The organism is Psychroserpens sp. Hel_I_66, assembly GCF_000799465.1.
In the GTDB taxonomy this organism is placed as follows: domain Bacteria; phylum Bacteroidota; class Bacteroidia; order Flavobacteriales; family Flavobacteriaceae; genus Psychroserpens.
On sequence record NZ_JUGU01000001.1, the window covers coordinates 3,051,723 to 3,069,038 of the forward strand.

Annotated in this window: 10 protein-coding genes; 2 read left to right on the plus strand and 8 right to left on the minus strand. The window is 36.0% G+C overall.

The annotated features are described in order from the left end of the window. The first annotated feature begins 140 nt into the window (after positions 1–140). Both GQ40_RS17840 and GQ40_RS13570 read left to right on the plus strand, forming a co-directional pair. Entirely contained in the window at positions 141–4,121 is a 3,981-nt protein-coding gene (locus tag GQ40_RS17840; RefSeq protein ID WP_231565579.1) for a T9SS-dependent choice-of-anchor J family protein, read from the plus strand. A gap of 255 nt (positions 4,122–4,376) precedes the next feature. Further along, positions 4,377–6,785 carry a GEVED domain-containing protein gene (locus GQ40_RS13570; protein ID WP_047549486.1) on the plus strand — a complete coding sequence of 803 codons (2,409 nt, stop codon included), beginning with the start codon at positions 4,377–4,379 and terminating at the stop codon, positions 6,783–6,785. Between the two features lie 424 nt (positions 6,786–7,209). Here the strand turns inward: GQ40_RS13570 and GQ40_RS13575 are convergent, their stop codons facing one another. From GQ40_RS13575 to hemB, 8 genes are all read right to left on the minus strand, one after another. Further along, positions 7,210–7,923: a 3'-5' exonuclease gene (locus tag GQ40_RS13575; RefSeq protein WP_047549489.1), complete on the minus strand. Its 714-nt coding sequence runs from the start codon at positions 7,921–7,923 to the stop codon at positions 7,210–7,212. Continuing rightward, positions 7,923–10,151, minus strand: a complete 2,229-nt coding sequence (locus GQ40_RS13580; protein ID WP_047551968.1) for a S41 family peptidase — start codon at positions 10,149–10,151, stop codon at positions 7,923–7,925. The genes GQ40_RS13575 and GQ40_RS13580 overlap by 1 nt, the downstream gene beginning before the upstream one ends. 73 nt (positions 10,152–10,224) lie before the next feature. Beyond that, positions 10,225–11,376, minus strand: a complete 1,152-nt coding sequence (locus GQ40_RS13585) for a serine hydrolase domain-containing protein (protein ID WP_047549492.1) — start codon at positions 11,374–11,376, stop codon at positions 10,225–10,227. A gap of 43 nt (positions 11,377–11,419) precedes the next feature. Then, the gene (locus GQ40_RS13590) at positions 11,420–11,893 is read right to left on the minus strand and encodes a methylated-DNA--[protein]-cysteine S-methyltransferase (RefSeq protein WP_047549495.1); all 474 of its coding nucleotides are present in this window, start codon (positions 11,891–11,893) and stop codon (positions 11,420–11,422) included. 3 nt (positions 11,894–11,896) lie between these two features. Then, positions 11,897–13,033, minus strand: coding sequence for a CNNM domain-containing protein (locus GQ40_RS13595; protein WP_047549498.1), 1,137 nt, complete (start codon positions 13,031–13,033; stop codon positions 11,897–11,899). Positions 13,034–13,156: 123 nt separating this feature from the next. Beyond that, positions 13,157–15,679, minus strand: a complete 2,523-nt coding sequence (locus tag GQ40_RS13600; RefSeq protein WP_047549501.1) for a T9SS type B sorting domain-containing protein — start codon at positions 15,677–15,679, stop codon at positions 13,157–13,159. A 269-nt stretch (positions 15,680–15,948) separates the two neighbouring features. Then, complete coding sequence (locus GQ40_RS13605) at positions 15,949–16,299, minus strand: c-type cytochrome (RefSeq protein ID WP_047549506.1); 351 nt, start codon at positions 16,297–16,299, stop codon at positions 15,949–15,951. A 3-nt stretch (positions 16,300–16,302) separates the two neighbouring features. Continuing rightward, the gene (gene hemB / locus GQ40_RS13610; RefSeq protein ID WP_047551970.1) at positions 16,303–17,292 is read right to left on the minus strand and encodes a porphobilinogen synthase; all 990 of its coding nucleotides are present in this window, start codon (positions 17,290–17,292) and stop codon (positions 16,303–16,305) included. Positions 17,293–17,316 lie beyond the last annotated feature (24 nt).

Here is a 17,316-nt window from a genome sequence, read left to right on the forward strand (position 1 = left end):
TTGCGCCTTCTAATTGTGAAATTTTTACGTTAGATTTTCCGCTACCCCCTTTCATAATAAACTTCAATTTTCTACGCACAAATCTGTTGTGAGACAGTTTTTTTAAATCTTGAATTAATCAATAAATTGATAAAGTCGGCATGATGTGTAAAATTGACAATGTTTTAAATGAATCTATAAATTCATTAAATACCTCAGTAAAAAATAGTTTAATAAATAAAAATAAAGTTGGTGATTCAAAATTGAATCACATTTTTAAACAGACTATATTATTCTCTTTTTTAATATTTCTCTCTTTCACAGCATTAAATGCTCAAACACTTAAAGCCTTTCCAACAGCAAATGGAGCAGGAGCTTATGCAACAGGCGGAAGAGGTAAGCCTGTGTATGTGGTAACTAATTTAAATAATTCTGGTGTTGGGAGCTTTAGACAAGCCTTAGAAAACACAAAAAATACCGATGGAGGCATTATAACTTTTGCTGTATCTGGTACAATTGTCCTCACTAATAAATTACATTTCCGAGATCAAGATAATGTTACTATTGCAGGACAAACATCTCCAGATGGAGGTATTACTATTGTAGGTGCTAATTCATCAGCTAGATTTGAAATTTCAAATATGAATAACCTTATAATAAGATATGTAAGATTCAGACCTAGTTATCCTGCTTATCCTGCTACAGAGCTTGATGCTCTTAACATCTCCCACTGTAGCAATTACATTATTGACCACTGCTCTATATCTTGGGGTACAGATGAAACTGCAGATGCTGGTAACGGTAGTAATTTTACTTGGCAAAGAAATCTATTTGCTGAAAGTAATAAAACGGGAATGATATTGGGCGGAGATGTTGATCAATCTGAGAATATGAGTTTTATAAACAACATGTTTTATAATTGTAGCAAAAGATTTCCTAATTATCAATCCAACGGAAGAGTAGATGTTATTAATAATGTAGTTTGGAATTTTAGAACGCTTATTAGTGTGAGTCAAGGAGGGCATGACCTAAATCATATAGGTAATTATTATCAATATTTTACTAATTATCCAGCTGCAGATGAATCAAGATGGAATCTCTGGTATCCTTTTAGCCAAGCAACGGGAGCACCTGTAACTCAATTCCCATCTATATACACAAGTGGTAATTACATAAGTGATGTTTTGACAAATCCAAATGCAGATAATTACTTTACTTGGAGATGGAGATTTAATCCTATTGGAACGCCCTATTCTGGAGCACCAACCAACAGCCAACTCACAACAGATTTTAAAGCAAATACTCAATTTCCACTTCTAGGCGGTTCTTTTGCAATCCAATCTGCAGTTGACGCTTTTGAAGATGTAAGATACAATGTAGGAGCTAATGCTCGTTTGGATGAAAATGGAAACAATATTGAAGAGATAGATAATCCAGATTCTATTTATTTGAATAATGTTCAAAATGATATTCTTGTAAATTTTACTCCTGAAACAAATCTATCGACAGCTCATTATAATGCATTTCAAGCTAGTGTAAGTACTCAGCCCATAAATACACATCCTTCAAATTTTGACACGAATAATGATGGTATTCCCAACCAATGGATGCTTAATAAGGGTTTTAATGAAAGCCAGGATATCACAACATACGTGTGGCCTAGTGGATATGTTGGTATTGAAGAATATTTGAATGAAATTGATGATGTCACATTACTACCTACTTTTACTACTGAGTGTCCTTTAGAAGTTACATCCTTCCCATATTCGGAGGGATTTGAGAACACTTTGGGAGCCTGGTCACAATCGTCATTTGACGACACGGACTGGATGGTCAATTCAGCTGGGACACCATCGACAGGTACGGGACCATCAGGTGCTTCACAGGGCACTTACTACGTTTATGTAGAAGCCTCTGCAATGGGATCCCCTACAAAGCAAGCAATCCTAAACTCACCGTGTTTTGATCTTTCAGGCCTAACAGATGCGAACTTCAGCTTTAAGTACCACCAGTTTGGTGCAGATGCTCTGGGAAGCATCGATCTTGAGGCGAGTGATGACAACGGGACGACCTGGACATCCATTTGGAACAGTAGTGGTAATTTGGGAGATACTTGGCTAACAGCAGATGTAGACCTTGGAGCCTATGCAGGAGGAAGTCTACAATTGCGTTTCAATAGAGTAACCGGTAACACATGGCAAGGGGATGTTGCGATAGACGATGTTTATTTATCTGAGGGTAGTAGTGGTAATTCCTCAAACACAGGTAACGGATGCTTGGATGGTATCAGCTCCTTCCCATATTCGGAGGGGTTTGAGAACACTTTGGGAGCCTGGTCGCAATCGTCAATTGACGACACGGACTGGATGGTCAATTCAGATGGCACACCATCGACAGGTACAGGACCGTCAGGTGCTTCACAGGGCACTTACTACGTTTATGTAGAAGCCTCTGCAATGGGATCCCCTACAAAGCAAGCAATCCTAAACTCACCGTGTTTTGATCTTTCAGGCCTAACAGATGCGAACTTCAGCTTTAAGTACCACCAGTTTGGTGCAGATGCTCTGGGAAGCATCGATCTTGAGGCGAGTGATGACAATGGGACGACCTGGACATCCATATGGAACAGTAGTGGTAATTTGGGAGATATTTGGCTAACAGCAGATGTAGACCTTGGAGCCTATGCAGGAGGAAGTCTGCAATTGCGTTTCAATAGAGTAACCGGTAACACATGGCAAGGGGATGTCGCGATAGACGATATTTATTTATCTGAAGGTAATACTAATAGTTCATCAAACACCGGTAACGGATGCTTGAATGGTATCAGCTCCTTCCCATATTCGGAGGGGTTTGAGAACACTTTGGGAGCCTGGTCACAATCGTCAATTGACGACACGGACTGGATGGTCAATTCAGATGGCACACCATCGACAGGTACAGGACCCTCAGGTGCTTCACAGGGCACTTACTACGTTTATGTAGAAGCCTCTGCGCCTATGGGATCCCCTACAAAGCAAGCAATCCTAAACTCACCGTGTTTTGATCTTTCAGGCCTAACAGATGCGAACTTCAGCTTTAAGTACCACCAGTTTGGTGCAGATGCTCTGGGAAGCATCGATCTTGAGGCGAGTGATGACAATGGGACGACCTGGACATCCATATGGAACAGTAGTGGAAATTTGGGAGATACTTGGCTAACAGCAAATGTAGACCTTGGAGCCTATGCAGGAGGAAGTCTACAATTGCGTTTCAATAGAGTAACCGGTAACACATGGCAAGGGGATGTCGCGATAGACGATGTTTATTTATCTGAGGGTAGTACTGGTAATTCCTCAAACACCGGTAACGGATGCTTGGATGGTATCAGCTCCTTCCCATATTCGGAGGGGTTTGAGAACACTTTGGGAGCCTGGTCGCAATCGTCAATTGACGATACGGACTGGATGGTCAATTCAGCTGGGACACCATCGACAGGTACAGGACCGTCAGGTGCTTCACAGGGCACTTATTATGTTTATGTTGAAGCATCAGGGGATACGGGATATCCTAACAAACAAGCTGTTTTAAACTCACCATGTTTTGATTTAAGCAGTGAAACTTCAGCTACATTCAGTTTTAATTATCACCAGTTTGGAGACAAAGAAATGGGAACTATAGAGTTAGAGGTTAGTCAAGATGACGGAGTAAGTTGGACTAGCATATGGAATAGTATAGGAAATCAAGGTAATTCTTGGAACGCAGCTAATATCGACCTTTCTGCTTATACTGGAGGAAGTTTACAATTGAGATTCAACAGAATTACGGGTAGTGTATGGAAAGCAGATATTGCCATTGATAATGTTAATTTATCAACCAGTTCTATTTCCTCAAGAAATATGACTGATATATCTAAAGAACCCACAGAAATAAATGAAGTAAAGGAAATCATTTTATATCCTAATCCGGTTGAAGGAAAAACACTTTATATAAAGTCTGAATATTCCAACCTTTCTTATGAAATTTACAATATGGTTGGACAGAAAGTTTCCGCAGGAATTGTAAAAAACAACTCTATGAACATTAGTAATTTAAACGGAGGAGTCTATAGAATCATATTTTCTTCGGAAGGAGAAATCATTACAAAACAGTTTATCAAACAATAGATTAGATTTTTTAATAAATTTACTTAGTGAGACCTCTTTATCTTGTTTACATGATAAAGAGGTTTCCTCATTATAATAGCTTCCATATCAAGAAATGTAGTTGTTTTCTTCACGTAAATTACGGAAAAACCGTAACCAAAAAAACAAATATTGTAATTCAACGAAAACGTTATAGTAAAGTTTTGATATTAACAATATTTTAATACTTTCACGACACAATATTTATTTTTAACAACAATTAATTACACATTTAACATGAAAAAAACAATTACTTTAGCATTATTGTGTTTTCTCACTATTACTTCTTTATTTGCCCAAGATGTACAAGAGAGAAACTGCGGAGCAATGGAAAATCTAGCAACGAGGAAACAACAAGATCCAACTCTTGAAGCCCGTATGCAACAGATTGAAATATTTACTCAAAACAAAATTGAGCAGATGCAAAATAGCAGAATTGATGGTAGCATAATTACCATTCCAGTTGTTGTGCATGTTTTGTATCGAAATAGTACAGAGAACATAAGTGTTGCCCAAATTCAATCACAACTAGACGTTTTAAATGAAGATTTTAGAAGAACCAATCCAGATGCAGACAATGTTTGGTCTCAGGCAGCAGATTCTGAAATTGAATTTTGTTTAGTCACCGTAGATCCTAATGGTAACGCAACAACCGGTATTACCAGAAAATCAACAACGAGAAGAGACTGGGGAACTAGTGATGACATGAAAAGATCATCAACCGGTGGGATTGACCCTTGGAATACTTCAGAATATTTAAATATGTGGATTGTGCCACAAATGTTAAGTAATGGAGGAACTATTTTAGGCTATGCGCAATTTCCAGGAGGAAGTGCTGCTACAGATGGTGTTGTTATGGCTTATAACTATTTTGGAAGAACGGGTAATGTTTCTGCACCATTTGATGGAGGTCGTACAACAACTCATGAAGTAGGTCACTTTTTTAACCTTCGTCATATTTGGGGAGATGCTAACTGCGGAAATGATTTTGTAAGTGATACACCAACTCATCAAACCTCTAATGGAGGATGTCCAATAGGACAAACATCTTGTGGATCTACAGATATGGTTCAAAACTATATGGATTACACAAATGACTCTTGTATGAACTTATTCACAACTGGCCAAAAAAATAGAATGCGTGCAGTATTGGCTGCAGGTGGTGCTAGACGTAGTTTAGCATTGTCAGATAAATGTGGAGCTGTAACACAGCCAACTTGTAATGATGGTATTCAAAACGGAAATGAAACAGGAGTAGACTGTGGAGGATCATGTACCCCATGTCAAACAGGTAATCAATATTGTAACTCACAAGGTAACAGTGTTGCAGATGAGTATATTTCTAGAGTACAAGTGGGAAGTATCAATAAATCTTCTGGTGCTCAATCATATTCAGATTTTACAAGCACTTCAACAGATTTAAATAAAGGCTCTAATTATACGTTAACCGTAACTCCAACCTGGACGGGTACAACGTATAGTGAGGGTTATGCTGCATGGATAGATTATAATGACGATGGGGATTTTACAGATTCTGGAGAACAAATTTTATCTATTGCTGCAACCCAAACAACACCAGTAAGCGGAACATTTACAGTACCTGCAGGAACCACAAATGGAGATAAGAGACTGCGAGTATCTATGAAATATAATGGTACGCCAACATCTTGTGAGACATTTGATTATGGAGAAGTTGAAGATTATACTGTAAATATAACTACAGGTGGAACAAATCCTCCAACGGGTTGTACAGGTGGTGTATCTTCATTTCCTTATAATGAAGGATTTGAGAGCGGATTTGGAGCTTGGACACAAGCAACTAATGATGATTTTAACTGGACGAGACGTTCTGGCGCAACACCATCAAGCAATACAGGTCCTACTAGTGCAACGGAAGGTTCTCAATACATATTTATGGAATCATCTTCACCAAACTACTCAACAAAGCGTGCTATTTTAGAGTCACCATGTTTTAATTTATCAGGACAAAGTCAAGCGACTTTTAATTTTAAATATCATATGTATGGTACTTCTGCAATGGGTAATTTAAAATTAGCGGTGAGTACAAATAATGGATCGTCTTGGACTACAATTTGGACAAGATCAGGCAATCAAGGTAATTCTTGGTTAAATGCCAATGTAGACTTATCGTCTTATGCTAATTCTAATATAAAACTTCGTTTTGATGGAACTACAGGTACAACCTGGCAAGGTGATATGGCAGTTGACGCTGTAAGTTTAACAAATGGAGCTGCAGATAAATGTGCAGGAGTTGCACCATATAATGGAAGTCAATCCTACTCTATTGGAGATAAAGTAACGTATCAAGGTTCTCTATATGAAAGAACATCATCAGGTTGGATTAATTTAGGACCTTGTGGTACCGCTAGAATAACAGATGAAGGTTTTGTTCAATATTTAGATGTTCAGATTTCTTTATACCCTAATCCAGTTAAAGGTCGAGAATTATTTATTGAATCTAATATTGAAAATCTAGAGTTTACTGTTGTAAATATGTTAGGTCAAGAAGTTGCTAAAGGTACATCATCAAACACTATTGATGTTGGCAATCTTAAACCTGGACTTTACCTTGTACAGTTTAACGTCAATGATAAATTTGAAACCCGTAAGTTTATCAAACAATAAATATATTTAATTAGTTGATATTAAAAATCCAGACATCGTGTCTGGATTTTTTTGTTTTGAAAATTTTTTTAGAACCAAAGAATTCAACTGATAATGAAACAAATTGGAAAAGTATAGAAATCAGTAAACATGAAGTAAAGCATTGGTGCAACTAAAGGAGTTTAAGTATTTAACTTTAATAATCTCATTATTTGGACAGAAGCTCCAGTCTCGCTTTTGAAAGATTCTGATAGGGTTAAAGTTCGAGATTTCACTAACCAACGCCATAAAATTTACACTCAGGAAATGTTCTATATCTCTTATACACATTTACAAAACTACGAATGCCATTAATTGATTTTAGTCATAAAAAAGTTTTAGACTAGTACATAATTTCCCTTTAATTTATTTCCATTTACAACTTAACTAGCTACGAATATGTTGCCTAAACGTGAATGATCTCATTATCATGAAGTAGCTCATCTCCACGTAATCTCAAAAATATCTGAGCCACTGCTATTGTATCTTTCTCGCAATAGGTAATGATGCGGTCTACTTCCTTTTCTTTGTAATAGACACGATACACTTCGCTGCCATCTATGTCATCTTTTGGTGATGGGATGCCTAAAACATTGGTTAGTAATTTAAGAGAGGTATAGGTTTTATAGTCTCCAAACTTCCAGAGTTCTAATGTGTCGACGTGTGGGACTTCCCAGGGTTTTTTTCCGAAGAGATTTAATTTATAAGGCAACTCTATATTGTGAATGATCATACGACGTGCGATATACGGGAAATCAAATTCCTTCCCGTTGTGCGCACAAAGCAAATGTTTGCTGGAGCTAAAATGAGTGATGAGAAGATTTTTAAAATCTTTCAGAATTTTAATTTCATCACCAAAAAAAGATGTGACCCTAAACGTTCTCACATCACCTTCCATTTTAAAATACCCTACCGAAATACAAACTATTTTACCAAACTCTGCCCAAATGCCTGCGCGCTCGTAAAATTCTTCCGCAGTAAATTCGTCACGTCTTTGATATTGTGATTTATGGGACCATAAGTCTTGTTTGACGTCATCCAATTCAGAAAAATGCTCAGTCTCAGGAACTGTTTCGATGTCTAAGAATAAGATGTGTTCTAAATTGAGTTTTGAAATCATTAGTGTTTTATAGTTTCGGTTTGAGTTATATTTTGATTGATGAGCTCTATGGCTTTCTCTAATACTTCATCACGACCTTCTGTAATGCCTTTTATAGTTGGTTTTACTTCTATATCTGGCACAATCCCTATGCGTTGTGTTTCGCTACCATCTGGATATTGAACTCCAATTCCAGATATCATAGTGCTTAAGCCTCCTGGTAAATTAATGGATGATACATTGCCATCTGCTCCTGCTGTGGTGCTACCAATTATTGTTGTTTTATCGCCTGCTCTAAATGCCATTGCAGTATATTCTGCATTGCTTTGAGATATTTCATTTACCAAGACAATAACCTTTTCACCTTTATACGTCCAACCCCTTTTTCGACCAACTTTATGGCCATCTCGATGTGTGAATTCTCCGGGTTGATTTATACTGCCTTGTGTAAATTTAACAAAATATGAACGATTACTGTTCAAATAGTTACCAAGTTTGAACGGAACAAAGGTTGAAGGATAATTTCTAATATCTACAATGATGCCTTTGGTATCTTTAAATTCTTCTTTTAGTAAATCAATATCTTCATCTGTAATATTTTGTAAGGTAACATATCCAATATCATCATTTAGTTTTTTAAAACTGCTTTCAGTGCGCTCAGGATACCATCTATAATATCCTTTAATCTCGTTTTTATTGAATAGGTCTATAGATAAATCTCTGGTAGTTTCTTTGCGTTTTACAGTTAATTGCAAACTTTGCTTAGTAGAACGCAACATATCAAAACTAATATCCCTTAATCGCGTAGGTTGGTTCGAAGCTGGATAAAAAGCATTCATCTCTTCTACTAATAAATCAATAGGTTTATCATTGATATGTGTAATGACATCACCAATTTCTAATCCAGTGTCTTTACTTTTTTCTTCATCGAAAAAATCGTCTACAACTAGTTTGCTTTCAATAAATTTTACGTGAACGGGTGCAAAATAATAACCACGCTGTTCTTGGATTTTATCATTTCCTCCCCAAAGATTGGCATGTGTGTCTTTGATATCTGCAATCATTTGAAGTGCTGCCAACTCATATTCTAATTCATTGTTTGCATTTATGAACTTCGGAATATATTCTGAAAGACAACTATCCCAATCTTTATCTATTAGATGTTTATTCGGAAAGAAATAGTTAATCATATTCCAATAGCGATACACAAATAATAACCTGAAACCAGCGTCTGGATATTTCATTTCTGAATAGGGATTCTCATTTTTAAACTCGGGATTCCCAACACCTGGCATCATACCAATATAATAATGGTTACCTTGATTTCTATTTTTTTGAATGTACTGTAATTTGTTACTTAGTTCTTTGGAGATTGAGTTAGAAGTCATCCAGTCTAAATTGGGTTTTAGAAAGGCATTTTTAGATACTTCCTTACAAGATTTACAGAGTTCAACAGTACCTAATTGATCAATCCAAGCGATTAGAATAGCATCACGTTCTTCAATGGTTTTTGCATTTTGATAATCTGGTAAAACTCTAAATAATTCATAATCCCAATTAACATTGCCTTTGGCAATTTCAGGATGATGGTATTTCAAAAATCCCCAAACACGTCCTAGTAAATCTAAGTTCTCTATTTTTTGAGTAGTTAAATTTCCGAAGGTAATATTAGAACCATTATCAAATTCTTGATCTAATTGTACTTTGTCCAACGCTTTCTTTGGAGCTTGTTCTAAAGGTTTACCATCAATAGTTATTTCTAATTTATCGATCCATATTTTCCCAGAACCCGAAAGTAGTCCTCCAAACACTATTTGTTGTGCACGATTATCCAGATCTAATTCAATTTCATATTTTTTCCAGTCATTTGTGCCATTTATTTTTCTTGATCGCATATTATCAAATGCAATCTGTGGATCGATACGCAACCACAAACCTGCAAAACCATTAACGTTTTCCGTTTTGAGATAACCTGTGAGCTTAATTTTTTCACCTCCAAAATTGGCTGGAATAGTGTAGGCTAATGCCTTAAATTGTGTGTTGGCTCCCGTGCTTTCAATGGCTCCAGAGACTTTTCCATTTTTGACGACTGAGGTATCAAAAGAGACTTTGTAATCTCCAGTACCGAAGGTTGTCCAACCTTTAGCGCTATCGTTTTCAAGGATTTCAAAATCTAAATTGTGAGAGGTTTGCGCAGATATAAGAGCGTATAAAAAAAGTGTGATTGTTGAGAGTACTGTCGTTTTCATGATTGATTGATTTTTATCAAAAAAAGTATAATTCAAGAAAACTAGCTCTAACTAATTGTTAAATAACAAAATATTATGATTTGGTGTTCAGCATTTTATAAGCCTCTTCTATATATACTCCAATGTCATTACTAAATGTATTTGCATTGTTGTCTGGAGATTTTCTGTGTCCTAATCTCACGATTATGATGTTGTCATTTGGTTCTACTATAACGTATTGTCCCAAATGACCGCGCATCATAAAAAACTCTTTTCCCATATAATCATACAGCCACCACCCGTATCCATATTGAGGACTTTGAGCAAAACGGGGTGTTATTGATTTGGAAACAAATGCAGAGTCTAAAAGTTGTTTCCCGTTCCATTTACCATGGTCTTTATAGAGTTTTCCAAAGCGAGCAAAATCTTTAGCATTACTTCCAATACAGCAAAATGCTTTTGCCAATCTATTGTCTTCATCATCTAATTGCCATAACGCATTATCAGATGATCCAAGAGGTTTCCAAAAGCTTTCAGATAGATAGTTTGATAACGTTTTGCCTGTAGCTTTTTCTATGATCATGCCTAACAATTGTGTGCTACCACTTAAGTATTCAAATTCTACTCCAGGTGTTTTTACTACTTTTTGGTCTAAAATGGTTTCAGCAAGATCATCATCATAATTAGCTCGTGCTGTTACAGAAAACGGACTTGTATAAGACTCAACCCAGTCTAAGCCAGAAGCCATTGATGCCAGATCTCCAACCGTTGTCTTGGCGTAGCTATATTCTGGATAAAAGTCACTTATAGGTTGATCTAAGCTTTTTATGTAACCATCCATTATTGCTTTTCCCAGCAACCCAGAAACATAACTTTTAGCCATAGAAAACGAATTAGTTTTGGAGTTCTCATCAAAACCTTCGTAATATTTTTCAAACCAAATACTATCATTTTTTATGATGACATAGGCAATAGTGCCCCAATCTTGGTTAGACTGTTCTAAAGTTTTAGTGGAAGAAACGGTGTTGTAATTTTTATGGTTTGGCCAAGCATCGATTTGAGCTCCTTTTTTTATGGTATCGTTTTCAAAATACGGGAAATCGTCAATAAATGCTGTGTCGTGACCAGTTAAATAAACCACGCGAACTCCCCTTAAAATATAACCGTAGTCAAAAACATACAGTAATAGAACCAATACTGCAATGGTGATAAGTGTCCATTTAAGGAATTTTTTTAAATATTTCATGGTTTGTAATGCTTTGTAGACTAAATATATGCAATTATTTTATTTAAAATAAGCGTTGTTGCTTGTATGGATTTTCATGTTCTATCAACCATTTTTTACGGTTTAGACCACCAGCATATCCTGTTAGACTACCATCCTTACCAATAACTCTATGGCATGGTACGATAATCCAAATTGGGTTTTTACCGTTGGCATTTGCAACAGCCCTAATAGCTTTAACATCGCCCAATCTTTTTGACAATTGGAGATACGAAATGGTTTTTCCATAAGGTATTTCTTGCAGAAGTTCCCAAATGAGCTTTTGAAAATCGGTACCTTGTGGATTCAGTTTTAAATCAAACGATTTACGAGTACCTTCAAAATATTCTTTGAGCTGTATCACACAATCTTCTAATTCCGTAGGAATAATATCTGTTTCCTTTTCTTCGGAATTTAAAATAACAACTTCGGAAATCCCTTCATCATCACCAACAATTTTGGTATAACCTAAAGGTGATTTAATGATACACTGCTCCAAGAATTATTTGTTGTTTTCGGGATCCTGTTTTTCATCAGTATCTTCTATAATACCAAGTTTTTTGGCTCTAGCTTCCCAGCTTTTTCTTGCCATATTTTGCAGGTCTGATACGTTATCGCTTTCATCCATAATTTCAAGACCGAGTAGTGTTTCTATAACATCTTCCATAGTTACCAAACCGCTTACAGAGCCATACTCATCGACAACCAATGCCATGTGGTTTCTGGTATCTACCAATTGCTCAAACAATTTGGGGATTGGTAATTCTCGATCTATAACAATGATATGTCTTTTAATTTCAGATAATTTTTTATCACCATTATCTAAGGCCATTTCCCTGAAGATTTCATCTTTAAGTACTAAACCTTTTATATTATCTGCATCACCAGAATAAATAGGAATTCTAGAAAAACGTAGGTTCATATTTTTACCGAAAAAATCTGCTATCGTCGTGTTTTCGTCTTCTGCTTTCATGACGGTTCTTGGCGTCATAACATCTTTTGCAAAGACCTCTTTAAAGTTAAGTAAGTTTCTAATGATCTTGCTTTCGTTTTCTTGAAAAACACCTTCTTCATGTGCCATATCTGCCATCACCATAAAGCCTTCTCTACTTAAGACACTGCCATGACCTTTACCTCCAATAAGTTTTGTGGTTAATCTCAAAAGCCATAGAATTCCTGTCCATTTTAAAGGAAAAATTAAGATTCGCAATGCTTTGGCTGTAAAGTTGGCGAGTTTTTTCCAGTAGGTTGCACCAATTGTTTTTGGGATGATTTCTGAAGCAACTAAAATTAAAATCGTCATTATGGTGGAAACAATACCAACCATGAGATCTACTGTAAAGGCGATACCGAATACACTGGTCTCTTCGCTTCCATAAAGTTCTGCATAGGCTACTTTGGCTTGTACACCTACTAGAATCGCTCCAACCGTATGTGCAATTGTATTGAGAGTGAGAATAGCAATTAGAGGCCTGTCAACATCTTTTTTAAACTCTTCTAGCGTTGCAGCGTAATGTTTGCCTTCTTTCTTCTTAACGTTGATAAACGTAGGTGTTATGCTTAATAGAACAGCTTCTAAAATGGAGCATAAAAATGAAAAGAAGATAGATATAAGTGCGTAAAATATAAGTAATCCCATAAATTATTTTAGTTTGATGCTAATTTACAAAATTCCAATCCACTATTTTGATAACTATCAATTAACCTTTTACCTTATTCTGTTTTTTAAAAAAGGGTCTACGCACAAATACTCTAAAGATTATTAGCGTTTAAGAGCAAAATGAGATTTAAATTGTCTTTCAACATATTTATCATCTAAAAACTTAACAGTAAACCAATAATCGGCTGCAGGTAAACGTTTCCCGTTTAAAGTACCGTCCCATCCAATGGAATCATCATTTAAGGTAGTGATGAGCTTACCATATCTATCATAAACGTAAATTATAGGTTGTATCAGTTCCTTAACGCCTATTATTTGCCAATAATCCTTGACACCGTCATTGTTTGGTGTAAATACTTTCATGTAATCGACAAATACTTTTTCTACAATTACTTGTCCACATCCATTAACGTCTATGATTCTAAACTCATGATATCCAGCCATTACTTCTGAAAATAGAGGAGAGGTCTGGTATGGGCCATTATCAATGCTATAGTTATAAACTCCATAGCCATTTGCAATGATCTCAACCATGTGAATTTCAGAAAAAGGATTAGATATAATATTTACCTCTAATGTTTGTGGAGGTCCAGATGGAGTTACGACAGCTTGTTCGATAATATCACATCCAGTTTCTATTAAAGTGGCTTTTACGGAATAGTTTCCAAAATTCGTGGCAGTTAATTCATTTGAAATTTCTCCAGGAATAACATCACCTTCAAAATACCATTCAAAACTATGAAGTGTATTTGATAGTCCTGTTGTTAAAATAGGTGGATCGTAATCTAAATTTACGGTATCATCGCTGTTTAAGCAGATTTTACCATCTGTCAATTCAAAATCTGGAGGTATATTAATAGTGACACCAAAAGGACTGTAAGAAAAACATCCAGAATCATTATCTGTACTCTTTACATATAAAGTAAAAGTAACAGCACCCGACGTTGTATAATTAGAAGCAGAAATATTGACACCATCTATTGCATTCTGTTCTGTTTCATGGTATGTAATGGTATGTGTTGATGAAGAGTAACTGCCCAAAGCAAAGGCATTTAATGGCGTCAAATCAATTGATGTTACATAGTCTAGATCTTCATCACAGTAAAATTGATTTGGTATAGATGGTGTATCAGGAACCGGAGGGCCAGTAATTACAATTATTGAAGAATCGCTCGTAACGCATTCATATTGTTCTAATACAAAATTAGCATATGTTCCTGGGGATAAATCGTTTAAAATAATATCGCCAATCTCATTTGCAGTTTCAACTTCAGGACCAAAAAGCTCACCGTTGTATGTGTATTGATATTTGTAATTTGTATAAGGAGTTAAACCAGAAAAACGTATCACTCCGTTTTGATTAACACAATCTGTAGACTCTTGGCTTGTAATTGTATAGTTTGGTGGTTCGGGATCCAGCAGTTCAAACACAGTATCGATATTTGTAGAACAACCACTATAGCTCAACATTAAATTAGTATAGTTTCCAGCATCTAAATTTAAAATTGCAACATCTCCATTTTCGTCTGCAATATAGGTAGTGTCAGGTATTAAAACTCCATCATCTAAATATTGTATAACATATGATTCTCCAGGCTCTAAACCAGAAAGTACGATTTGCCCATCACCACCACTACAAACTGATGGGTTTTGTTTAAAAACATTTACTATTAATGGAATAAATGTTTCATCGATATTCTCAAGAATATAATAATATGTGAATCTTGTGGTTTCGCCAGGCTCCAAATCACCCAAATTAAAAGCGATTGAAATGGCTTCATCCAGGAAGTTTACAGAGTCTCCTTCCGCAGAAGAATATCCAGTACCATTCCAAACAGCACTTGCGTTTCGGTTTTCAAACCCACCATAACTAACTCTGGCAATCTCATTTTGAGCATAAAAACTTACGTTTGATCCATCCATGTCCTGAGAGCTTCCAATAGGAGGCTGAGAGGCTTTAACTAGGCAAATATCATCATCAGCAGAAGATGCCTGTGATATCAGCTCAAGATCGGTCTCATAATTTCCACTCAATGTAACATTGTTATCTGGATCTACATTATGCATGAAAAAAACGTCTTCTTTTATTTCTTCGGAAACGTTTGTAATAATGGTAGTCATTTGTATAAAAAGCCCATCTTTTGTAATACTGTAATAACGTTTTAGATTGAGCCCAACCACATTTCCTTCCCAGGTGATCTGTGCAGTATCTTCAAAACAGTCCGATTGTATAACGTTAACTCCTTTTATCTCACCCGGAATTTGAAAAAGACCACTTGTATTATTATTGTTGAAGTTTTGCCCACTAACTTCAATAGCAAAACCTTCTTCTGGAGATCCAGGAGTAAAGAAATCACCATCATAATCAACCCAACCATCTGCTAACGGATTTGCAAGAAATCCAAATAATTCGTTTCCATCCTGCTCTCTATTGTCGTGAAAGCTTGCAGGAGTGTTTTCTGTTCGAGCTCCATAAACACCTTTAGAATTAATTGCAAATTCTATAAAGTCTCCTTTTGCCCAGCCTTCTCCATCAAGCTCAAAGGCTTCAAGTTGGGCGTTTATACAATTAAAAGAGAGAAAAAAGATTATGAGTAGGCCAGGAAATTTTAGGTTGTTAAGCATTTGAGTAGTAAGTTTAGTACCACAAGTATAATAATTAATTTAAATAATCAATAATATCTTGACCTTAAATTGTAAAAAAACCTTTCCCAAATTAGAATTATGTTAATTTATTGGCGCTCATAGAAGTATGCTTTTTTGAAAATAATTTTTACTGAAATACGACTAAAAATACTTGTAAATAAATCTATATAAAATAGTCCTGAAAATAGTATTTAAAGAGGTTTTGAAAACCCCTAATTTGTATAAGACAGCAGACTGGAAATATCCTCTTATGTTAGTTGCGGAAAATTAACACAAGTCATACCATAATCCTCATTCATGATTTCTGTTTTTTCACCATGAAGAAATTTGAGAATTGTTATAGAATCATATTTTTGAGCGACATTTCTAAGTGCTGGTCCGGTCATTTTTCTATCCAATTGGTGACAGGACGCACAATTGGCATTGAAAAGTTTTTTTCCTTCGGAAGAATTCTCGTTATAAAAAGCATTTGTTCCGCAGAAATTAGAATTGTTTAGAGCAGACGTAGTTGTTGAGGCATTTTTTGGTTTCACCGCAATAATTAATATGCTTAGACCAGCAATAATGATAAGCGTTGCTATGAAAATAAACTGTTTCAAACTCTAATATAATAATTTCACTACATCCTTAGCAAAATAAGAAGCAATGACATCTGCACCAGCACGTTTAATCGCTGTAATTTGTTCTAGCATCACTGCGTCATGATCCAACCAACCTTTTTCGGCAGCAGCTTTGAGCATCGCATATTCTCCCGATACTTGATAGACAGCAACAGGTACATCGACCGCATTTTTTATTTCCCGAACGATATCCAAATAGCACAATCCTGGTTTTACCATCACAATATCTGCACCTTCATCGATATCCATTTGGGTTTCTTTGATGGCTTCAAAACGATTGGCAAAATCCATTTGATAGGTTTTTTTATCCTTTGGTATATCCTTGACATCTGCAGGAGCAGAATCCAATGCATCACGAAACGGTCCGTAAAACGAAGATGCATATTTCGCCGAATAACTCATAATCCCAATATCTGTAAAGCCTTCAGTTTCTAAAGTCTCACGTATCGCAAAAATGCGTCCATCCATCATGTCGCTTGGAGCAACAAAATCTGCTCCAGCCTGAGCGTGGGATAGGCTCATTTCAGCTAAAACACTTACGGTATCATCGTTGATTATTTTTCCTTCATTAATAATCCCATCATGACCAAAAGACGAATAGGGATCGAGAGCAACATCTGTCATGACCAACATTTCGGGACACACATTCTTGATTGTTTTGATAGCGCGTTGCATAAGACCGTTAGAGTTTAAAGCCTCTGTACCTTTGTTATCTTTTAAATGATCTGGCACTTTCACAAAAAGCAACACCGATTTTAAACCCAAGCCCCAAAGTTCCTTCACTTCCTTTTCCAGTAAGTCTAAACTAAAGCGGTAGTAATTTGGCATAGATGGAATTTCTTGTTTAATCCCTTTGCCTTCGACAATAAATAAGGGAACGAGAAAATCATTAGGAGAAATGATGGTTTCACGAACTAAGCTTCGTATTGATGCGTTGGTTCTTAATCTTCGGTTTCTTCTTAATGGATACATTTTTAAAGTGTTTATGTTTTGATT